16 protein-coding genes are annotated in these 20888 nt (G+C 73.4%); 10 read left to right on the plus strand and 6 right to left on the minus strand.

All coding sequences use genetic code 11. The annotated features are described in order from the left end of the window. The first annotated feature begins 20 nt into the window (after positions 1–20). From AQJ66_RS11400 to AQJ66_RS11430, 7 genes are all read left to right on the plus strand, one after another. Positions 21–1565 carry a leucyl aminopeptidase gene (locus AQJ66_RS11400; protein WP_061919851.1) on the plus strand — a complete coding sequence of 515 codons (1545 nt, stop codon included), beginning with the start codon at positions 21–23 and terminating at the stop codon, positions 1563–1565. Between the two features lie 261 nt (positions 1566–1826). After that, complete coding sequence (lpdA, locus tag AQJ66_RS11405; protein WP_061919852.1) at positions 1827–3215, plus strand: dihydrolipoyl dehydrogenase; 1389 nt, start codon at positions 1827–1829, stop codon at positions 3213–3215. Positions 3216–3276: 61 nt separating this feature from the next. Further along, positions 3277–5100: a 2-oxoglutarate dehydrogenase, E2 component, dihydrolipoamide succinyltransferase gene (gene sucB, locus AQJ66_RS11410; RefSeq protein ID WP_061919853.1), complete on the plus strand. Its 1824-nt coding sequence runs from the start codon at positions 3277–3279 to the stop codon at positions 5098–5100. A 185-nt stretch (positions 5101–5285) separates the two neighbouring features. Continuing rightward, positions 5286–5909: a GntR family transcriptional regulator gene (locus tag AQJ66_RS11415; protein WP_061919854.1), complete on the plus strand. Its 624-nt coding sequence runs from the start codon at positions 5286–5288 to the stop codon at positions 5907–5909. Positions 5910–6169: 260 nt separating this feature from the next. Further along, entirely contained in the window at positions 6170–8872 is a 2703-nt protein-coding gene (gene aceE / locus AQJ66_RS11420) for a pyruvate dehydrogenase (acetyl-transferring), homodimeric type (protein ID WP_061919855.1), read from the plus strand. A 303-nt stretch (positions 8873–9175) separates the two neighbouring features. Further along, positions 9176–10156: a helix-turn-helix transcriptional regulator gene (locus tag AQJ66_RS11425; protein WP_061919856.1), complete on the plus strand. Its 981-nt coding sequence runs from the start codon at positions 9176–9178 to the stop codon at positions 10154–10156. Positions 10157–10225: 69 nt separating this feature from the next. Then, complete coding sequence (locus AQJ66_RS11430; protein ID WP_061919857.1) at positions 10226–10744, plus strand: DUF4240 domain-containing protein; 519 nt, start codon at positions 10226–10228, stop codon at positions 10742–10744. 25 nt (positions 10745–10769) lie between these two features. On the opposite strand, the gene AQJ66_RS11435 is transcribed toward AQJ66_RS11430, so the two are convergent. The 4 genes from AQJ66_RS11435 to AQJ66_RS11450 all read right to left on the minus strand — a co-directional run bounded on the left by AQJ66_RS11435 (position 10770) and on the right by AQJ66_RS11450 (position 14520). Further along, complete coding sequence (locus AQJ66_RS11435; protein ID WP_061919858.1) at positions 10770–11975, minus strand: cytochrome P450; 1206 nt, start codon at positions 11973–11975, stop codon at positions 10770–10772. Next, entirely contained in the window at positions 11972–12967 is a 996-nt protein-coding gene (locus AQJ66_RS11440; RefSeq protein ID WP_061919859.1) for a DUF1259 domain-containing protein, read from the minus strand. The genes AQJ66_RS11435 and AQJ66_RS11440 overlap by 4 nt, the downstream gene beginning before the upstream one ends. Positions 12968–13231: 264 nt before the next feature. Continuing rightward, entirely contained in the window at positions 13232–13591 is a 360-nt protein-coding gene (locus tag AQJ66_RS11445; RefSeq protein WP_061919860.1) for a hypothetical protein, read from the minus strand. 113 nt (positions 13592–13704) lie between these two features. Beyond that, on the minus strand, positions 13705–14520 hold the full coding sequence (locus AQJ66_RS11450; protein WP_079060181.1) for a peptidoglycan recognition protein family protein: 816 nt from the start codon (positions 14518–14520) through the stop codon (positions 13705–13707). Between the two features lie 201 nt (positions 14521–14721). On the opposite strand from AQJ66_RS11450, the gene AQJ66_RS11455 reads away from it, so the two are divergent. Next, positions 14722–15915: a MarP family serine protease gene (locus AQJ66_RS11455; protein ID WP_061919862.1), complete on the plus strand. Its 1194-nt coding sequence runs from the start codon at positions 14722–14724 to the stop codon at positions 15913–15915. A gap of 30 nt (positions 15916–15945) precedes the next feature. Here the strand turns inward: AQJ66_RS11455 and AQJ66_RS11460 are convergent, their stop codons facing one another. Next, positions 15946–16434, minus strand: a complete 489-nt coding sequence (locus AQJ66_RS11460) for a GNAT family N-acetyltransferase (protein WP_061920202.1) — start codon at positions 16432–16434, stop codon at positions 15946–15948. Positions 16435–16561: 127 nt separating this feature from the next. On the opposite strand from AQJ66_RS11460, the gene AQJ66_RS11465 reads away from it, so the two are divergent. Further along, positions 16562–17458 (plus strand): TIGR01777 family oxidoreductase, encoded by an 897-nt coding sequence (locus AQJ66_RS11465; RefSeq protein ID WP_061919863.1) that lies wholly within the window; start codon positions 16562–16564, stop codon positions 17456–17458. A gap of 430 nt (positions 17459–17888) precedes the next feature. Beyond that, the gene (locus tag AQJ66_RS11470) at positions 17889–19253 is read left to right on the plus strand and encodes an NAD(P)/FAD-dependent oxidoreductase (RefSeq protein WP_061919864.1); all 1365 of its coding nucleotides are present in this window, start codon (positions 17889–17891) and stop codon (positions 19251–19253) included. Positions 19254–19305: 52 nt separating this feature from the next. Here AQJ66_RS11470 and AQJ66_RS11475 read toward each other — a convergent pair whose 3' ends face one another. Then, positions 19306–20775: an NsdA family TPR-like regulatory protein gene (locus AQJ66_RS11475; protein ID WP_061919865.1), complete on the minus strand. Its 1470-nt coding sequence runs from the start codon at positions 20773–20775 to the stop codon at positions 19306–19308. Positions 20776–20888 lie beyond the last annotated feature (113 nt).

Genomic DNA, 20888 nt, shown 5'->3' on the forward strand with positions numbered 1-20888 from the left:
GGAAGCGAGATCCCACCACCGTGACTGCTCTGACTCTCAGCACCTCCGCGGCGCCCGGCCTGCGGGCCGACGCGATCGTGATCGGTGTCGCCAAGGGCGCCGAGGGCCCCGTTGCCGCCCCCGGCGCCGAGGCCGTGGACAAGGCGTACGACGGCAGGCTGGCCGGCGTCCTCGAGACCCTCGGCGCCTCGGGTGCCGAGGGCGAGCTGACGAAGCTGCCCGCCCCGTCCGGCTTCAAGGCGCCGCTGGTCGTGGCAGTGGGCCTGGGCGCGGAGCCGGACGGCAAGGACGCGGACGCCGGGTACGACGCCGAGGCGCTGCGCAAGGCGGCGGGCGTGGCCGCCCGGGCCCTCGCCGGCTGCCGCAAGGCCGCGTTCGCCCTGCCCGTGGACGGTCCCGGCGCCCTCGGCGCGATCGGCGAGGGCGTGCTGCTCGGCGCGTACTCCTTCGACACGTACAAGGACACCGCCAAGGACGCCAAGAACGGCAAGGCGAAGAACGGCAAGGGCCCGCTGGCCGAGGCCGTGCTGCTCGGCGGCAAGCCGCGCGACGCCGCCCACAAGGCGGCCCTCGTCCGCGCCGCCGCCGTCTGCGAGGAGCTCAACCGCGCCCGCGACCTGGTCAACACCCCGCCGAACGACCTCACCCCGCAGGCGTTCGCGGCCATCGCCCAGGGCGCGGCCAAGGAGCACGGCATCAAGGTGCAGGTGCTCGACGACAAGGCCCTCGTCAAGGGCGGCTACGGCGGCCTCCTGGGCGTCGGCGGCGGCTCCGAGGCCACCCCGCGCCTGGTCAAGCTGTCGTACACGCACGCCAAGGCCGACAAGCACCTCGCGTTCGTCGGCAAGGGCATCACCTACGACTCGGGCGGCATCTCCCTGAAGCCGGCCGGCCACAACGAGACGATGAAGTGCGACATGAGCGGTGCCGCCGCCGTGTTCGCCGCCGTCGTCGCCGCCGCCCGGCTGGGCCTGCGGGTCAACGTCACCGGGTGGCTGGCGCTCGCCGAGAACATGCCGTCCGGCTCGGCCGTGCGCCCGGGTGACGTGCTGCGCATGTACAGCGGCAAGACCGTCGAGGTGCTCAACACCGACGCCGAGGGCCGGCTGGTGCTCGCCGACGCCCTGTGGGCGGCCTCGCTGGAGAAGCCGGACGCGATCGTGGACGTCGCGACGCTGACCGGCGCGATGATGCTGGCGCTGGGCAGCCGGACGTTCGGCGTCATGGCGAACGACGACTCGTTCCGCACGGCGGTGTACGAGGCCGCGGACGAGGTCGGCGAGCCGGCCTGGCCGATGCCGCTGCCGGAGCACCTGCGCAAGGGGATGGACTCCTCCGTCGCCGACATCGCGAACATGGGCGAGCGGATGGGCGGCGGCCTGGTCGCCGGCCTGTTCCTGCGCGAGTTCGTGGGCGAGGGCATCACCTGGGCGCACCTGGACATCGCCGGGCCCGCGTTCAACGAGGGTGGCCCGTTCGGGTACACGCCCAAGGGCGGTACGGGGTCGGCCGTGCGCACGCTGGTGCGGCTCGCGGAGCTGACCGCCGCCGGCGACCTGGGCTGAGGTTTCGCCTGAGGACCCGGTCCGGGCCGTAGTACGGCGGCCGCAGGGGCGTGGGGGCTGTTCGCGCAGTTCCCCGCGCCCCTTCACCTGTACGTGGGGTGTCTCACACTCCATCCCGGCGTCTCGTCCGCCTCGAACAAGTGCAAAGATGGAGCCCGGCAGGACAGGGCCCCCACCGAAGGGCCGAAGCATCAAGCGGCCGGACACCAGCCGCCAGCCGGTCATCGGAGACCGGCGGCGCACATGCATGGAGGACGTGACGTGGCGAACGACGCCAGCACCGTTTTCGACCTAGTGATCCTCGGCGGTGGTAGCGGTGGTTACGCCGCGGCCCTGCGCGGGGCGCAGCTGGGCCTGGACGTCGCCCTGATCGAGAAGGACAAGGTCGGCGGCACCTGCCTGCACAAGGGTTGCATCCCCACCAAGGCCCTGCTCCACGCGGGCGAGATCGCCGACCAGGCCCGCGAGAGCGAGCAGTTCGGCGTCAAGGCCACCTTCGAGGGCATCGACGTGCCGGCCGTCCAGAAGTACAAGGACGACGTCATCTCGGGCCTGTACAAGGGCCTCCAGGGGCTCATCGCCTCCCGGAAGGTGACGTACATCGAGGGTGAGGGCCGGCTGTCCTCCCCCACCTCCGTCGACGTGGGCGGCCAGCGGGTGCAGGGACGCCACGTGCTCCTCGCCACCGGCTCCGTGCCGAAGTCGCTGCCGGGCCTGGAGATCGACGGCAACCGCATCATCTCCTCCGACCACGCCCTCGTCCTGGACCGCGTGCCGAAGTCCGCGATCATCCTCGGCGGCGGTGTCATCGGCGTCGAGTTCGCCTCGGCGTGGAAGTCCTTCGGTGCCGACATCACCGTCATCGAGGGCCTGAAGCACCTCGTCCCGGTCGAGGACGAGAACTCCTCGAAGCTGCTGGAGCGCGCGTTCCGCAAGCGCGGGATCAAGTTCAACCTCGGCACCTTCTTCCAGAAGGCCGAGTACACGCAGGACGGCGTGAAGGTCACCCTGGCGGACGGCAAGGAGTTCGAGGCCGAGCTCCTCCTCGTCGCCGTCGGCCGCGGCCCGGTCTCCCAGGGCCTGGGCTACGAGGAGGCCGGGGTCGCCATGGACCGCGGCTACGTCCTCGTCGACGAGTACATGCGCACCAACGTCCCGACCATCTCCGCCGTCGGTGACCTGGTCCCGACGCTCCAGCTCGCGCACGTCGGCTTCGCCGAGGGCATCCTGGTGGCGGAGCGTCTGGCCGGTCTGAAGGTCGTTCCGATCGACTACGACGGTGTCCCGCGGGTGACGTACTGCCACCCGGAGGTCGCCTCCGTCGGCATCACCGAGGCCAAGGCCAAGGAGATCTACGGCGCGGACAAGGTCGTCGCCCTGAAGTACAACCTGGCGGGCAACGGAAAGAGCAAGATCCTCAAGACCGCGGGCGAGATCAAGCTCGTCCAGGTCAAGGACGGTGCCGTGGTCGGCGTCCACATGGTCGGCGACCGCATGGGCGAGCAGGTCGGCGAAGCCCAGCTGATCTACAACTGGGAGGCGCTGCCGGCCGAGGTGGCCCAGCTCGTCCACGCCCACCCGACGCAGAACGAGGCGCTCGGCGAGGCCCACCTGGCACTGGCCGGCAAGCCCCTGCACTCCCACGACTGAGCCTTCGGTCAACGGGCGCGACGACACAGACTTCCGTAATTCGTTAGGAGCAACCGAAACCATGGCGGTTTCCGTAACCCTTCCGGCGCTCGGCGAGAGCGTCACCGAGGGCACTGTCACCCGCTGGCTGAAGGCCGAGGGCGAACGCGTCGAGGCCGACGAGCCGCTGCTCGAGGTCTCGACCGACAAGGTCGACACCGAGATCCCCTCCCCCGCCGCCGGCGTGCTGGCCTCCATCAAGGTCGCCGAGGACGAGACCGTCGAGGTCGGCGCCGAGCTGGCCGTCATCGACGACGGCTCCGGCGCCCCCGCGGCCGCCCCGGCGCCCGCCGCCGCCGAGGCCCCGGCCCCGGCTCCGGCCGCCGAGCCCGCCCCGGCCGCCCCCTCCACCGAGCAGGCCGCCCCCGCCCCGGCACCGACCGCCGAGGCCACCGCCGGTGCCTCCGGCGCCGAGGGCACGGACGTGGTCCTGCCCGCGCTCGGTGAGTCCGTCACCGAGGGCACCGTCACCCGCTGGCTGAAGTCGGTCGGCGACTCCGTCGAGGCCGACGAGCCGCTGCTCGAGGTCTCCACGGACAAGGTCGACACCGAGATCCCGGCGCCCGCCTCCGGCGTGCTGCTGGAGATCGTGGTGAACGAGGACGAGACCGCCGAGGTCGGCGCCAAGCTCGCCGTCATCGGCGCCCCCGGTGCCGCGCCCGCCGCCGCCCCGGCCCCGGCCGCCCCGGCCCCGGCGCCCGCCGCCGCTGCCCCGGCCGCCCCCGCGGCTCCGGCCGCGCCTGCCGCGCCCGCCCCGGCCCCGGCCGCCCCGCAGGCGCCGACGGCTCCGGCTCCGCAGCAGGTCGAGACCCCGGCCCCCGAGCCGGTCCCGGCCGCCCCGGCGCCCGCCCCGGCCCCGGCTCCGGTCACCCCGGCGACCGCGCCCACCTCGCCGACCGCCACCCAGGCGACCGACGAGGGCGCCTACGTCACCCCGCTGGTGCGCAAGCTCGCCGCCGAGAACGGCGTCGACCTGTCCACCGTCAAGGGCACCGGCGTCGGCGGCCGCATCCGCAAGCAGGACGTCATCGCCGCCGCCGAGGCCGCCAAGGCCGCCGCCGCTGCCCCGGCTCCGGCCGCCGCCGCGCCCGCCGCGAAGAAGGCCCCGGTCCTCGAGGCCTCCCCGCTGCGCGGCCAGACCGTCAAGATGCCGCGCATCCGCAAGGTCATCGGCGACAACATGGTCAAGGCGCTGCACGAGCAGGCACAGCTGTCCTCGGTGGTCGAGGTCGACGTGACCCGCCTGATGAAGCTGCGCGCCCGGGCGAAGGACTCCTTCGCGGCCCGCGAGGGCGTCAAGCTCTCCCCGATGCCGTTCTTCGTCAAGGCCGCCGCCCAGGCGCTGAAGGCCCACCCGGTCGTCAACGCGCGGATCAACGAGGCCGAGGGGACCATCACCTACTTCGACACCGAGAACATCGGTATCGCGGTGGACTCCGAGAAGGGCCTGATGACCCCGGTCATCAAGAACGCCGGTGACCTCAACCTCGCCGGCATCGCCAAGGCCACGGCCGAGCTGGCGGGCAAGGTCCGGGGCAACAAGATCACCCCTGACGAGCTGTCCGGCGCGACCTTCACCATCTCCAACACCGGTTCGCGCGGCGCGCTGTTCGACACGATCATCGTGCCGCCGGGCCAGGTCGGGATCCTCGGCATCGGTGCCACGGTCAAGCGTCCGGCCGTCATCGAGACCGAGGAGGGCACGGTCATCGGCGTCCGCGACATGACCTACCTGACCCTCTCCTACGACCACCGCCTGGTCGACGGCGCCGACGCGGCCCGTTACCTGACGGCGGTCAAGGCGATCCTCGAGGCCGGCGAGTTCGAGGTCGAACTCGGCCTCTGAGCCGCCTGAGCAGGCAGTACGGCGCCCCGTCCGGGCTTTCCCGGGCGGGGCGCCGTCGTTGCGTCACGGGCGGCCGCGCCCCCGTGTGCGCCTCGTCTCACCTGCGCGAAAGGACCCCCGCCCACTCTCCCCGAACCGCCGCCCGGCCGTATTGTCTAAACGTCAGCCCTCCCGAAGGAGCCCTCATGACCGCGCCCGTCGTCCACTCGCTGCGCGAACAGATCCGCGAGCACATCGTGGAGGGGATCGTCAGCGGGCGCTGGCAGCCGGGCGAGCGCATCGTGGAGCGCCGGATCGCCACCGAGCTGGAGGTCAGCCAGACCCCGGTCCGCGAGGCGCTGCGCGAGCTGGAGTCCCTGCGCCTGATCGAGTCGGCGCCGAACAAGGGCGTCCGGGTCCGGAACCTGACCGCGGCCGACCTGGAGGAGAGCTACCCGGTCCGGGCCGGTCTGGAGGCCATCGCGGCGGAGCTGGCCGCGGAGCGGCTGGCGGTCGACTGCTCGGCGCTGGAACCGCACGTGGCCGCGCTGTACGAGGCCGACCGCGACGCCGACGGCACGGGCCAGGTCCGCCACACGGTCGGCTTCCACCGCGAACTGGTCCGCGCGGCGGACAACTCGGTGCTGCTGCACACCTGGGAGGGCCTCGGCATCGAGGTGTTCACGGCCCTGTCGATCCGCTGGCTGGGCACGGTGCAGCAGTCGTACGCGGAGGAGCACGAGGAACTGGTGCAGGCCTTCAAGCGCCGGGACCCGCGCATCGCGGAGCTGGTGAAGGCGCACGTCCTGGGCTGCGCCCCGCGCCCCTGAAGCAGCCGAGCGCCCCCGCGCTCACCTGCGAAAACCTCCTCTTTCAACGTCACCGGGTGCCAGTACGGGAGGCACCGCGTGCCGACTTTCTCGAAATCGAGAGGTTTTGCCACGCAACCCTTTGATCGATCATCGATCAGGGGGTTACAGTCGCCGACGGGCTTCCACCAGAGCCTCACGCCCTGTCCTGCCAAAGACCAAGGGCACCCCCGATCCCCTTACCGATGAGGGAACCCCCTTCGACTGAGGAAGGCGGCGACATGACCGACCCCCACGCCATCCAGCCGAGCGCGCTCGACCAGCTCCCGGACCGCGACCCGGAGGAGACCGCCGAGTGGCAGGCCTCCCTCGACGCCGTCGCCAGGGAGGCCGGGCCGCACCGCGCCGCGTACCTGATGCGCCGCACGCTGGAGCGCGCCGAGGCGGGCGGCATCGCGCTGCCGAAGCTCCTCGAGACCGACTACGTCAACACGATCCCCACCTCCGCCGAGCCGGCCCTGCCCGGCGACCCGGAGATGGAGGCCCGGATCACGGCCTGGAACCGCTGGAACGCGGCCGCCATGGTGACCCGGGGCAGCAAGCACGGCGTCGGCGGCCACATCGCCACCTTCGCCTCCGCCGCCTGGCTCTACGAGACCGGCTTCAACCACTTCTTCAAGGGCAAGGAGGGCGACGGCTCCGGCGACCAGCTGTACATCCAGGGCCACGCCTCCCCCGGCATCTACGCCCGCGCCTTCCTGGACGGCCGCCTGACCGAGGCCCACCTGGACAACTTCCGCCAGGAGGCCGGCGGCGAGGGCCTGCCGTCGTACCCGCACCCGCGCCGGCTGCCCTGGCTGTGGGAGTTCCCCACGGTCTCCATGGGCCTCGGCCCGCTGTCGGCGATCTACCAGGCGCGCTTCAACCGCTACCTGACCAGCCGCGGCGTCAAGGACGTCTCGGCGTCCCACGTCTGGGCCTTCCTCGGCGACGGCGAGATGGACGAGCCCGAGTCGACGGCGGCCCTCGCGCTCGCCGCCCGCGAGGAGCTGGACAACCTCACCTTCGTCATCAACTGCAACCTGCAGCGCCTCGACGGCCCGGTCCGCGCCAACTTCAAGATCGTGCAGGAGCTGGAGGCCCAGTTCCGCGGCGCCGGCTGGAACGTGGTCAAGACGCTGTGGGGCTCCGCCTGGGACGAGCTGTTCGCGCTCGACACCACCGGCGCGCTGGTACGCCGGCTGCGCGAGGTACCGGACGCGCAGGTGCAGACGTACCAGACCCGCGGCGCCGCCTACATCCGCGAGGACTTCTTCGGCAAGGACCCGGCGCTCGCCGAGATGGCGAAGCTGCTGAGCGACGACAAGATCCTCGAGTGCTTCCACCTGTCCCGCGGCGGCCACGAGGCCCGCAAGGTCTACGCCGCGTACAAGGCCGCCGTCGAGCACAAGGGCGCGCCGACCGTGATCCTGGCCCAGACGGTCAAGGGCCACACCCTCGGCGAGGGCTTCGCGTCGAAGAACGCCAACCACCAGATGAAGAAGCTGACGGTGGACGAGTTCAAGGCGATGCGGGACCTGCTCGGCCTGCCGATCAAGGACAGCGACTTCGCCGACGGCGTGGTCCCCTACGGCCACCCGGGGGCCGACTCCCCCGAGGTGCGCTACCTCCAGGAGCGCCGCGCGGCCCTCGGCGGCCTCGCCCCGGCCCGCCGCGTCCACCCCGTGGCGCCGCTGCCGGCCCCGGCCGACAAGGCCTTCGCCGCCTTCGACAAGGGCTCCGGCTCGCAGAACGTGGCCACCACCATGGCCTTCGTCCGCCTGGTCAAGGACCTGGTCCGCGACAAGGAGACGGGCCGGCGCTGGGTGCCGATCGTCCCCGACGAGGCGCGCACCTTCGGCATGGAGTCGCTGTTCCCGTCCCTCGGCATCTACTCGCCCAAGGGCCAGACGTACGAGCCGGTCGACCGCGACCAGCTGATGTACTACAAGGAGGCCAAGAACGGCCAGATCCTCAACGAGGGGATCACCGAGGCCGGTTCGATGGCCGACTTCATCGCCGCTTCGACGTCGTACGCGACGCATGGCGAGGCGATGATCCCGTTCTACATCTTCTACTCGATGTTCGGCTGGCAGCGCACCGCCGACCAGATGTGGCAGCTCGGTGACCAGCTCGGCCGCGGCTTCCTCGTCGGCGCGACGGCCGGCCGCACGACGCTGACCGGCGAGGGACTGCAGCACGCCGACGGCCACTCGCCCGTCATCGCCGCGACCAACCCGGCGGCGCTCACCTACGACCCGGCGTTCGCGTACGAGATCGCGGTCATCGTGAAGGACGGTCTGCGCCGGATGTACGGCGAGGCGGCCCCGGGCGAGGACCAGAACGTCTTCTACTACCTGACCGTCTACAACGAGCCGCTCCCGCAGCCCGCCAAGCCGCAGGCCGCCGGCATCGACGAGGGCATCGTCAAGGGCCTGTACCGCTTCAACACGGCGGAGTCGGCGGGTGTCACCGTGCCGGCCGACGCGCCGCGCATCCAGCTGCTGGGCTCGGGCACGGCGATCCACTGGGCGCTGAAGGCGCAGGCGCTGCTCGCGGCGGACTGGGGTGTGGCGGCCGACGTCTGGTCGGCCACCTCCTGGACGGAGCTGCGCCGTGACGCCCTCGAGGCCGACGCGGCCCTGCTGCGCGGCGAGGAGCGCGTGCCGTACGTGCGCCAGGCGCTGCAGGGCGCCGAGGGCCCGGTGCTGGCCGTCTCCGACTACATGCGCCAGGTCCCGGACCAGATCGCGCAGTGGGTCGAGCAGGACTGGTCCTCCCTGGGCGCCGACGGCTTCGGCCTCTCCGACACCCGCGAGGCGGCCCGCCGCCACTTCGGCGTCGACGCGGAGTCGATCGTCGTCGCGGCCCTGGCCCAGCTGGCCAAGCGCGGCGAGGTCAAGGCGGCGTCGGTGAAGGAGGCCCGGGAGAAGTACGGGCTCTGAGAACGAGAAACGACCGGCCTGAATAGGCGGCGGGTCGCCGCAGCGGCGGACAAGAGGGTGCGACGCCTCCCAGGGCACACCACCTTCCTGTCCGCCGCTTCGTTTTTCCCCACCGGTTCCCGCTGCCCGCCGCGGCCTTTCCCGCCTGCTTTCCGCCCGCCTGTTTCCCGCCCGCCCGCTCTTCTCTTCCTCTTCTCTTCCGTCCGCCTCATCATTCCCCTTTCCCTCTTTCCCTCTCTCCCCCGCCCCCGTATTTCCCGGCCGTTTTCCGCCGTTGTCAGTGCCTCCCGGCATCATGAGGTCATGCGTGCCGCACGCCTGATCAAGATGGTGCTCCTCCTGCAGTCCCGGCCCTCCATGACCGCCGCCGAGCTGGCGCGGGAGCTGGAGGTGTCGGAGCGGACGGTGACGCGGGACGCGCAGGCGCTGTCGGAGGCGGGGGTGCCGGTGTACGCCGACCGGGGCCGGTCCGGGGGGTACCGGCTGGTCGGCGGGTACCGGACGCGGCTGACGGGACTGGCCAGGAGCGAGGCCGAGGCGTTGTTCCTGAGCGGGGTGCCGGGGGCCCTTCGGGAGATGGGTCTGGCGGACGCCGCCTCGGCGGCCCGGCTGAAGGTGTCCGCCGCGCTGCTGCCCTCCCTGCGGGACGCCCCGGACAGTGCCGCGCAGCGGTTCCACCTGGACGCGCCGGCCTGGTTCCGGGAGCCGCAGACGCCCGCGCTGCTGCCGGTGGTCGCCGAGGCGGTGTGGGACGACCGGTGCGTCACCGCCCGGTACCGGCGCGGCGACGAGGAGGTGGAGCGGTCGCTGGAGCCGTACGGGCTCGTGCTGAAGGCGGGTGTCTGGTACCTGTGCGCGCGGGTGGCGGGCGGCTCGTTCCGGACGTACCGCATCGACCGGTTCACCGCGGCCGTCGCCTCGGCGGACCGCTTCGGCCGGGACCCGGACTTCGACCTGCCCGCCCACTGGGCCGCGCAGGCCGAGCGGTTCGCCCGGTCGATCCTGCGCGCCGAGGTCGTCGTACGGCTGTCCCCGGACGGCGTGCGCGGCTTGCCCCACGCCGTCGATCCGCTCGCCGCGCGGGAGGCGCTGCGGGACGCGGGCGGGCCCGACGCCGAGGGGTGGGTGACGGTGACCCTCCCGGTGGAGTCGGAGGAGGTCGCGCACGCCCAGCTGACGGCGCTCGGACCGGAGGCCGAGGTGCTGGCGCCGACGGGGCTGCGCGCGCGGTTCGCGGCGGACGCGGCCCGGCTGGCCGCGCGGTACGGGCGCGCGGACGCCTGATAACGATCCGCCGCACTCCGGGGCACTCCGCGTGCGCCCCACCGGCTCAGGCCCGATGCTGGTGCCGTGATGGACGAGACGGAGTTCTGGGAGCTGATCGACACCACCCGTGAGGCCGCCGACGGCGACCCGGAGGAGCAGGCGGACCTGCTCCTGGACCGGCTGTGCGCCCTGGACCCGGAGCTGGTGCTGGACTTCGCCCGTCACTTCGAGGCCCGCTACAACCGCGCGTACACCTGGGACCTCTGGGCTGCCGCCTGGGTGCTGCTGGACGGCGCGAGCGACGACGCCTTCGACTTCTTCCGCTGCTGGCTGATCGGCCAGGGCCGCGAGGTCTACGAGGGCGCCCTCCACGACCCGGACGCCCTGGCCGATCTGGCGGCGGACTTCGACGAGGAGATCGACGGGGACGGCGAGGAGCTGGGCTACGCCGCGGACGAGGCGTACGAGCAGCTCACCGGCACGGTGGCCCCGGAGCTGGGGATCGCTCCGGCGCCCGCCGAGCCGGAGGGCACGCCGGTCGACTTCGAGGACGAAGGCGCGCTGGCCGAGCGGTATCCGCGGCTGTGGGCCCGGTTCCGGGAGTAGCTCCGGTGGGCGTCAGCCGTGGTGTCTACCAGGCCACCGGCAGCTCCAGCGGGAAGCGCCTGATCGTCTTCGTGTCCCAGCGCAGCTTCTCCGGCGGCACCGCGAGCCGCAACCCGGGAAACCTCTCCACCAGCCGTCCGACGGCCACTTCGAGCTCGGCCATGGCCAGCGGCATGGCGATGCAGCGGTGTCCGCCCCAGCCGAAGGTCATGTGCGGCGCGCTGGGCCGGTCCAGGTCGATGAGGTCCGGGTCCGGGTAGCGCTCCGGGTCACGGTTGGCCGTCAGGTAGGACACGTGGACGAAGTCGCCCGCCCGGATGTGGGCACCGTCCAGTTCGACGTCCTCGAGGGCCACCCGGGGGATGCCCACCCCCTTGCGGAACGGGATGCAGCGGAGCATCTCGTGCAGGACGTCGGGGAGGCTGTCGGGGCGTCGCCTGAGCCGGTCCATCAGCTCGGGTCGCGTCAGGAGCAGGTAGGTGATGTCGCTGATCTGGCAGGTCGCCGTGTCCTGGCCGCTGAGCGCCAGCACCATCGTCATGACCGCCAGTTCCCGGTCGTCGAGCTGTTCCTCGCCGTCCCGGGCCGCGGCCATCGCGCTGATCAGGTCCGCGCCGGGCGAGGAGCGGCGTTGCTCGACGAGCTTGCCGAAGTAGGCCGTCAGATCGGCCTTGGCGCTCGCGGCGACCTCCTTGTTGTCCTCGCCGACGACGAGGAGCTGCTGCACCGACTCCTGGATGCGGGGCCATTCCGCCCGTTCGATGCCGAGGAGGTCCAGGACGGTGTGCTGGGGAAGCGGGTCGGAGAGGTGCTGGACCAGATCGGCCGGCGGCCCCTGCTTCTCCATCTCGTCCAGCAGATGGTCCGCGAGCCGGACGATCCGGGGCCGCATCGCTTCGACCTGCTGCTGGGTGAACGCCAGCGAGGCCAGGTGGCGGACGCGGCTGCTCTGCGGCGGGTCCATCACGTTGATCGCCTCCGGCGAGACGATGGGCTCCGGCGTCATCCGCGGGTAGTCCCGACCGATGATGCCCGCCCTGCTGAACCGCTGGTCGGTCGTCACCTGCTTGACGGACTCGAAACGCGTGATCAGCCAGGCGTCCGCGTCGCCGTAGGGCAGCCGGATGCGGGCGGGGGAGCCGCGACGCATGAGGTCCGCGAGTTCAGGGTCGAACTCCAGGGCTTCGCTGTGGTCGAACGGACAGGTGATCGACTCGTCGTCCGCGGTCATGAGCTGGTTCCTCCGGGCATGGGTACGACGTTGGTGGTGTCCACGGCTCGGCGAAGGGCCTTGGCGAGCGCGACGGCATCGCCGACGGCCCAGTAGTGGACGAAGAACAGGCGCGGTTCGTCGGTCAGGTTGTGGTGGTGCAGCTCGACGAGTTCGATACCGCCACGCCGCAGGGCCACGAGCGCGGGCTGGACCTCGCCGGCGGTCATCACCAGGTCACCACTGACGGCCGCCCTGCCCCCGCCCAGCGGCTGGAAGTTGACGGAGGTGGTGGAACCGAGCCCCGGCGGAAGGATCAAGGGACCGTCGGCGATGGTCTCGCGGCGGACATAGGTGGACTTGTAGATCACGCCGTCGGGGGCGCCCTTGACGCCCATGGCGGCGTCGATGGCGGAGGTGTCCAGGTCGACGCGCGGCGTGGAGATGGCCGGTTCGGCGGGGGGCGTGCCGGTGCGGTCGAACGCGGCGCGCAGGCCGCGGGCGACTGCGGCCGGATCGTGCCCGTGGGCGTGCACGTGGAGCCACCAGATGTCCGGCTCATGGGCGAGCAGGTGCTTGTGGATCGCGGTCTGCATGATCTCGTGCTGCTGCAGGACGTCGGTGAAGCACTGCAGTTCGCCTTCGGTGACCACGACGTCGCCCATCAGCAGCGTGCTGCCGTCGGCGTACCGGACGAAGGACACGTGCGTCCCCAGGGCGAGCGCGGGGTCGATCCGGATGCCGTGGGAGAACACGGTGAGGTCCCGGCGCGGCAGACCCGTGTGGTACATGAACCGCCTCATGTCACCGGGCCGGCCGAGCGCCCTGCCCACGTCCGCCCAGTCCGCCAGTTTGGTCATCACCGGCGCCACTGGGGCGCGGCCGTGCGGCCCTGACAGCGCCCGGGCATCGGGCACCCCGGTGAGAACGGGCGCCAGAGCCGCCGCGGTCAGCAGGTTGCGCCGGGACGGGACGAGCGGGGAACGGGTGCGGTGTGATCGGTCGTCAACCATGTCATATGCCTCCTGGCCCGATCGAAGCACGGGAAGGCACGCGGACCGGTGACCCGCACCGGCACACCCCGCCGAGTGGGCTAGTGGGCTGCCGCACAGCCGCTGCCCGCGCTCCCTCAGCCGCTTCGAGCAGGCCTTCGACGGCCCGCCCGACCATGCGCGGCAGACAAGGGGTCCATCTCCTCGTAGCCGCGCCGCTCTCCGGCCGTGGCCCGGTGCGGAAGCAGCCGGCCGTACGGACGCCCGCGCAGCCCGGTGAGCCGGCTACGGGGAACCTGTGAGCGATGCCGGTGCCGAAGCGGTGGGGTGCGGTGCGTCCCCACGCTGCCGGCGGAAGGCGTGGGGGCCCGGTACCGCGTGCTGTTCCGTCAGTTCCGCCGCACCCTTGTCGGCCAGCGCGTTGACGGCCGCGTCGGACCGCTGCGTGGACGTGGGGTGGCCGGGACCCGGCACGTACTCCCTCAGGGTCCGCCGGTCCGCGGCCATCGGGGCGTGGTACGGCTCGCGCACCGCGCGCTGGTTCTCCGGCAGGCGGGTGCACGCGCGGTCGAGCAGGTAGGCGCCGCCCGCCGTCGTGTAGGCGGCGCGGAACTCGTCGTCGGGCAGGTCCTGGGCGTTGGTCATTCCGCGCACACGGAGAATTCGACACCACCAAGGAGTGGAAGGTCGTACACCTGAGAGAGGGAATTCCTTCACCTGTTGTCAGGGGTTCGTCCCGCGTCGCGGAACACCCCCTTCTACCCCCGTCGGCCCTGGAGCCGGGCCGCCGCCTCCCGGATGGCCGGGAGGCGGGCGGTGAGGGCCGCGCCCGGGCAGCTCGTCGCGGAGACGTCGTCGTGGCCCGCGACGGCGGGGAGGGTCGCCGGGGTGCCCGCGGGGAAGCGGCTGCCGCTGTCGCTGGAAACCAGGACCACGGCGGAGCGGGGGTCGACGTCTGCCAGGCCCAGCTTCCAGGCGGCCAGCGCGGCGATCGCGTCGGTCATGGCCGGCGGGACGAGCGCGCCGGCGCCGAAGGTGCCCAGGACCCCGATGCCGGCGGTGCGGTGGTTGAAGCCCTGGGTGTGGGCGCCGGTGACGGGCCGGTCGACGCCTCCGGCGCGGCCCTCGTAGATGGTGCCGCAGTGGTCGACGAGGAAGTTGTAGCCGATGTCGTCCCAGCTCCTGAGCCCGGTCTGGGCCGCGTACAGGGCGCGGATCAGGCGCGGGGCGTCGGCGCACGCGTAGTCGTCGGGCGTCTCGGTGTGGTGGAGGAGGACGGCCACCACCCGGTCGTCGTAGCGCGGCGGCGGCTGGGTGCGCCGGGCGGAGACGGGGTCCAGCCAGGCGGAGCGGGGCAGGATGCGCGGCCGGGGTGCCTGGTGGGCGACCGGGGGGCGCAGCTCGGTCGGGTGGTCGAGCCGGAGCCGGACGGGCCGCTCGACGCCGCGGGTGAACACCGCCAGGGCCAGGACGGCGGTCAGCACGGGCAGGCAGCAGAGCAGGACGAGCACGGCGCCGGGGACGGGCGCGATCCGCCGTTTCCGTGCCCCCCGCGCTCTTCGGAAGACACGCATGGTTCCCACTGTCGGGCCGCCCCGCCGGACGCGCGACGTGTGCTGTGCCACCCGGTGGAACCATCGTCCAGGTCCGGGACGTTTCCGGGGGTATACGCACTCGTGGCCGGTTCGCCGTCCGGTTGGCCGGCCGTGCGCGTGCGGTACTGATCACCGGGCCCGCTGTGCCCGTATAAGGGGGTCCTAGAGAAAGGCGGCTCCGTGGACCTGCTCGACCTGGTGCTTGTGCTGGTGGTGGTCGCCTACGCGGCGTCCGGATACCGGCGTGGGCTGGTCGCCGGATGCGTGTCTCTGGCGGGATTCGTGGGCGGCGCGGTCGTCGGCGTGTGGGCGCTGCCGTGGGTCACCGGTCTGGTGGCCCGCGGATCGGCGCAGGCGACCGTCCTGGCGGTGCTGACGGTGCTGGTGCCGGGCATGCTGGGGCACGAGCTGGCGGGCCGGCTGGCGCTGCGGCTGCGCCGGCAGCTGGACCGGGAGGGCCGGGGCCCGCTGCGGGTGGCGGACGGGATAGGGGGTGCGGCAGCCAACTCCGTCGCCGTGCTGATCGTGGCGTGGGTCGCGGCGAGCGTGCTGGGCGCGTCCTCGTCGCAGACCCTGACGACGGCGATCCGGAACTCGGCGCTGCTGGGCGCGGTGCAGGAGACGATGCCGGACACCACGCCCGTGTGGTTCTCCCGGGCCACGTCGGCGCTGACCGAGGCGGGCTTCCCGCAGGTCTTCAACCCGTTCGAGAACGAGTCGACCGCCCGGGTGGCCAGGCCCTCCGGCGACAGCGTGACGCAGGCGGCGACGAGCGCGGCCAAGCTCAGCACGGTGAAGATCGAGGGCGCCGCCGGCACCGAGGGCCGCGAGGGCAGCGGCTTCGTGTTCTCGGCCCACCACGTGATGACGAACGCGCACGTGGTGGCCGGCATCGCCCACCCGAGCGTGCAGGTGGGCGGCGTCGGGCAGTCGTACGCGGCCCGGGTGGTGCTCTTCGACCCCGACCGGGACGTGGCGGTGCTGTACGTGCCGGGGCTGCGCGCGCCCGTGCTGCGGTTCGACACGGGCGCGGCGCGCGGGGACGCGGCGGTGGTCGCGGGCTACCCGCAGGACGGCGGCCTGGACCTGCAGGCGGCGACGGTGGCGAACCGGGTGCAGGCGAGGGGCCAGAACATCTACGGCAACCGCACGGTCACCCGGGACATCTACTCGATCCGCTCGACGGTCCGCCCCGGCAACTCCGGCGGCCCGCTGCTGACCACCGACGGCCGCGTGTTCGGCGTGGTCTTCGCCCGCTCCACCTCCGACGCGGAGACGGGGTACGTGCTGACGGCGCAGGAGGTCACGGGCGACGCCGGGCGCGCGGCGACGGCCACGGTGCCGGTGGACACGGGGCGGCTGGTGACCTCGTAGCCCGTCCGGGCCCCGGACGGGCCCGGACGCTCAGAGGGAGCGCCCCATGAGCACGTCGTCGACGTACCTGCCGTCGAGCAGGAACTCCTCCGGGAGCACGCCCTCGACCTCGAACCCCTCGGACGCGTAGAGGGCGCGGGCGGGGGCGTTGTGCCCGAGCACGCGCAGGGTGATGCGGCGCGCCCCGCTCCGGCGGGCGTGCTCCACGGCGGCCCGGACGAGCAGGCGGCCCAGGCCCCGGCCGCGGGCGGCGTCGGAGACGACCAGGCCCTGGATCTGCCGGACGTGGGCGTTGCAGGCCAGCGTTGTCGGCAGGACCAGGCGGAGGTAGCCGGCCAGGCGCCCGTCGAGTTCGGCGACGAGGTAGTCCCCCGGCTGGTGGCGCTCGTCGAAGAAGGGCGGGTACGGCGGCCGCGGTGCGGGCTGGACCGAGTGCAGGACGGACCAGGCGGACCGGTCCAGGAGGGCCAGCTCCTCCTCGTCGGCGGGTACGGCCGTGCGTATGTGCGGTTCCGGCATGACGGCCACCCTAGAGGCCGGCCCGGCCGGTCCCGCGCCCCCTCCCCTCCCCCGCGCCCGGCCCCCTTCGCGCGGACGGCGGGATGTGCCGGGCAGGCTCGGGCCTTCTCGGGGAAGGATGAAGCGCATGGAACGATCGCGAATCGCGGTGACCGGTGCGTCCGGTCTCATCGGCAGCGCCCTGGTGCGGTCCCTGACCGCCGACGGGCACGAGGTGGTGCGCCTGGTCCGCCGTGCGCCCCGGGACGCCACGGAGGTCCGCTGGGACCCGGAGCGGCAGCAGGTGGACGCGGCCGGGCTGGCCGGCTGCGACGCGGTGGTGAACCTCGCGGGCGCGGGCATCGGGGACCGGCGCTGGACGCCGGAGTACAAGCGGCTGCTGCGGGACAGCCGGGTGCTGGGCACCTCGGCGCTGGCGGAGGCGGTGGCCGCCCTGGACACGCCGCCGCGGGTGTTCCTGAACGGCAGCGCGATCGGCATCTACGGCGACACCGGCGACCGGGCCGTGGACGAGGACGCCCCGCCCGGGGACGGCTTCCTGCCCGGGCTGTGCGTGGAGTGGGAGGAGTCCGCGGCCCCCGTCGAGGAGGCGGGCGTGCGGACGGTGTTCCTGCGCACGGGGCTGGTCGTCGCCCAGGGCGGCGGCGCGTGGGGACGGCTGTTCCCGCTCTTCAAGGCGGGGCTCGGGGGACGCCTGGGCGACGGGCGGCAGTACTGGTCGTACATCGCGCTGCACGACGAGGTCGCCGCGATCCGGCACCTGATCGACGACGACACCCTGTCCGGGCCGTTCAACCTGACCGCGCCGCACCCGGTGACGAACCGCGAGGTCACGGAGGCGATGGGGCGGGTGCTGCACCGGCCGGCGCTGCTCCCCGTGCCGGCGCCGGTGCTGCGGGCGGCGCTCGGCGAGCTGTCCGGGGACGTGCTGGGCAGCCAGCGGGTGGTACCGAGGCGGCTGCTGGAGTCCGGCTTCACGTTCGCGTTCCCGGGCATCGAGGACGCGATCCGCGCCGCGGTCTGAGCGGGGCCGGCCCGGCGAGTCGGGCGGGTCCGGCGAGCCGGGCGGGTCCGGCGAGCCGAGTGGGTTCAGTGAGCCCAGTGGGTCCGCTGCACCGAGTGGGTCCGAAGAGTCCGCCGGGTCCGAAGAGTCCGCCGGGTTCGACGGGTCCGCCGGGTTCGACGGGTCCGGCGGGTTCGACGGGTCCGGCGGATCGGTGAGTCCGGCGGATCGGGTGGTACCCGGTCCGCCGTACCGCCGCCGTGCCGGTGTGGCGCGCCTGGGGGACCGGAGAACGCCTGTGACCGAATGCGACCTCTATGCGACCGTGCTCTGTCGATGCGCGACTGTTCCTGACCGATCACGGCCCTAACCTCGAGCCGAACTCGGGTATCCCCGGAGCCTGTTGGGGGCATGACGTCTCCACCGGCCGCGCAACCACAGGAGGGCCCTCGTGCTTGAGCCCGCGTACCAGGTGGACGTCGTCATCGTGGGAGCCGGGATCGCCGGACTCTCGGCGGCTCATCGGCTCACCAGCGCAGGAATGACCACCGCAGTCCTGGAGGCCGCCCCGTACCCGGGCGGCCGCATGTCGACCGAGAAGGTCGACGGCTTCCGGCTCGACCGCATCGGACAGCTGCTGTCCACGTCGTATCCCGAACTCCGGCTCGCCCCGGGGCTCGGCTCACTCACCCTGCGCCGGTTCGCGCCGGGCGTGCTGCTGCACCGCGACGGCCGTATGCACCGGGCCGGCGCGCCGGCGGCCGGAGGGAGCGCAAGGGGCGCACTGCATGTGGTGCGCGCCCTCGCGAGCGCTCCCAGGAGCCCGGCGTCGTCGCCCGGCCGGGCCGGTGCGCCGGTGGGCGGCGCGGTCGACCAGGCCCGGCTCGGCACCGCGCTGGGCCGGATCGCCGCCACGCCGGTCGAGCGCCTGCTGTCCAGGCCCGAGCTGCCCGCCGCCCGGGCCCTCGCGGCCCGCGGGGTGCCGGCCCGGACGATCGACGGCTTCCTGCGCCCGCTGCTGGCCGCGTTGCTGTGCGACCCGGAGCTGTCCACGTCCAGCCGGTGCGCCGACCTGGCGCTGCACTCCTTCGCGAGCGGGCGGCTGTGCGTGCCGGAGGGGGGCGCGGAGGTGCTGCCGGAGCTGCTGGCCGGCGCGCTGCCGGCCGGCACCGTGCGCACCGGGGTGCGGGCCACCTCCGTGTCCACGACCTCGGTGACCACGGCGGAGCACGGGGTGATCCGCTGCCGTGCGGTGCTGGTGGCGACCGACGCGCGGGCGGCGGCCGAGCTGCTGCCGGGGCTCAGGGTGCCGGACTTCCATCCGGTGACCGTCGTCCACCACACGACGGACGAGCCGGCGGCGGCCTTCGCGACGGGCACGTCGCTGCTGCTGGACGCGGACCGCGGGGGCCCGGTCGCGCACACCGCGGTGGTCAGCAACGTCGATCCGAGCCGGGCGCCGGCCGGGCGGCTGCTGATCTCCTCGACGGTGCTGGGCACCCCGCCCGACGGCGTCGACACCGCCGTACGGATCCATCTCGCCCGGCTCTACGGGACCTCGACGCGCCGCTGGGAGACCCTCGCGGTGCACCACACGCCCGAGGCCGTCCCGGTCATGCGCGCCCCGCACGACCTGCGCCGCCCGGTGCGCATCCTGGCCGGTCTGTACGTCTGCGGCGACCACCGCGACACCAGTACCGTCCAGGGCGCCCTGCACTCGGCCCACCGGGCCGCGTCGGCCATCCTGACCGACCTGGGCGCGGCCGGTTCCCTGCACCGGGCCGATCCGGCGCCGAACCTGCCGAAGGCCGCGTGACGGGGCCGGGCGGTCGCGGTCGGACCGCCCGGCCCCGGCCCCGGCCCCTCCCTCAGCTCAGCGCGGCGACCTTCTCGCGGTAGCCCCGCACCGGTGCCGCGTCCTTGTACGGCTCCAGGCGCCGCTCGAAGTCCCTGACGTACTCGACCGCGCGGACGGACCGCATCTCGGCGGCCTGGCCGGCGGCCTCCGCGGCCAGCAGGCAGGCCTGGTCGAGTTCGCCGAGGCCGAGCCGGGCGGTGGCGAGGACGACCCGGCAGAAGAGGCGGCTGCGGGCGTGGGCGGGGGCGCGCAGCTGCAGGGAGCGCTCGGCGTGCTGCGCGGCCGCGCGGAACTGCTGGAGGTCGCGGTGGCAGTGCCCGAACTCGTCGGCGAGCTGGGCCTCGTCGAAGAACCGCGCCCAGTGCGGCACCTCGTCGCCGGGCCGGGCCGCCTCCAGGGCGCGCTCGGCCCGCACCAGCGCGCCCGTGCACGCCCGCACCTCGCCGAGCACCCCGTGCGCGCGGGCCTCGGCGGCGTGCAGCAGCGCCTGCACCACCGGCGGTGCCCCGCTGCCCACCCCCTGCTGGGCGACGCGGGCCAGCTGCACCGCCTCCCGGCCGTGCCCGAGGTAGACGGCCTGGCGGCTCATGGTGACCAGCACGAACGAGCCGTAGGCCCGGTCCGCGGCCGCCTGGGCCAGGCGCAGCGCCTGCACGAAGTAGCGCTGGGCGAGCCCGTGCGCGGCGATGTCGTACGACGTCCAGCCCGCGAGCCGGGTGAGGTCGGCCGCCGCGGCGAACAGGCGGCGGCCGGTCTGCTCGTCGTAGGTGCCGCGCAGCAGCGGCTCGCACTCGTGCTCCAGGTAGCGCACCAGGGCCTGGCGCGCGTGGCCGCCGCCGTACTGGTCGTCCAGGGTGCGGAACAGCTCGCCGACCGAGCGCAGGGCGGCGATGTCGCCGCCGGTGACCCGGTGCCCGGGGGCGCGGTCGGCGGGCCCGCGGGGGCGTGACGGCGGCGCGGGGACGGCCTCCAGCCGCTCCCTCGGGGCGGCGGCCCGGGCCTGCGCGGGCACCCTCGGCGGGCGCTCGCGGGCCACCCGGTCGTCGGCCTTGCCGATCAGCCAGTCCCGGCTGGGCACGACGAGCCCCGCCGGGGTGAAGGCGATCTTGCGCAGCTCGGCGTGGCTGCCGGAGTCCTTGCGCCACAGCCCGCTGACGATGTCGACGGCCTCCTCGGGGGTGGCGGCGAACTCCAGTCCGGCGTACACCGGCGCACAGGCCTCCAGGCCGAGGTCCTGCGCGGTCAGCCGGCGCCCGAGCCGGCGCGTGAACACCTCGGCGATCAGGGCGGGCGTGGTGCCCCGGGGCTGCTGCCCGCGCAGCCAGCGGGTGACCGACGTCTTGTCGTATCTGAGGTCCAGCCCGTGTTCCAGGCCGAGCTGGTCGACGCGACGGGCCAGACCCGCGTTGGAGAACCCCGCTTCTGCGATGAGCGCGGCGAGTTGGCGGTTGGGGGTGCGCTGCGCGGGTCGGTCCGTCATCTGCGGTACGTTCTCCTGCCTTACGGGCTTGCGAAGTGCCGGTACTGCCTGTGAGCTGCCCTTTTGGCCTCACGAACGGCGCGAATGTAGCGGAGAGTGAGCAGCTGGTCGCT

Origin of the sequence: Streptomyces bungoensis, assembly GCF_001514215.1 — a bacterium.
Classification (GTDB): Bacteria; Actinomycetota; Actinomycetes; order Streptomycetales; family Streptomycetaceae; genus Streptomyces; species Streptomyces bungoensis.

Coding starts and splice junctions, on each gene's coding strand:
- sucB (WP_061919853.1), top strand. CDS start 3,277: ATGGCGGTTTCCGTAACCCTTCCGGCGCTCGGCGAGAGCGTCACCGAG.
- AQJ66_RS11415 (WP_061919854.1), top strand. CDS start 5,286: ATGACCGCGCCCGTCGTCCACTCGCTGCGCGAACAGATCCGCGAGCAC.
- aceE (WP_061919855.1), top strand. CDS start 6,170: ATGACCGACCCCCACGCCATCCAGCCGAGCGCGCTCGACCAGCTCCCG.
- AQJ66_RS11425 (WP_061919856.1), top strand. CDS start 9,176: ATGCGTGCCGCACGCCTGATCAAGATGGTGCTCCTCCTGCAGTCCCGG.
- AQJ66_RS11430 (WP_061919857.1), top strand. CDS start 10,226: ATGGACGAGACGGAGTTCTGGGAGCTGATCGACACCACCCGTGAGGCC.
- AQJ66_RS11435 (WP_061919858.1), bottom strand. CDS start 11,975: ATGACCGCGGACGACGAGTCGATCACCTGTCCGTTCGACCACAGCGAA.
- AQJ66_RS11440 (WP_061919859.1), bottom strand. CDS start 12,967: ATGGTTGACGACCGATCACACCGCACCCGTTCCCCGCTCGTCCCGTCC.
- AQJ66_RS11445 (WP_061919860.1), bottom strand. CDS start 13,591: ATGACCAACGCCCAGGACCTGCCCGACGACGAGTTCCGCGCCGCCTAC.
- AQJ66_RS11450 (WP_079060181.1), bottom strand. CDS start 14,520: ATGCGTGTCTTCCGAAGAGCGCGGGGGGCACGGAAACGGCGGATCGCG.
- AQJ66_RS11460 (WP_061920202.1), bottom strand. CDS start 16,434: ATGCCGGAACCGCACATACGCACGGCCGTACCCGCCGACGAGGAGGAG.
- AQJ66_RS11465 (WP_061919863.1), top strand. CDS start 16,562: ATGGAACGATCGCGAATCGCGGTGACCGGTGCGTCCGGTCTCATCGGC.
- AQJ66_RS11475 (WP_061919865.1), bottom strand. CDS start 20,775: ATGACGGACCGACCCGCGCAGCGCACCCCCAACCGCCAACTCGCCGCG.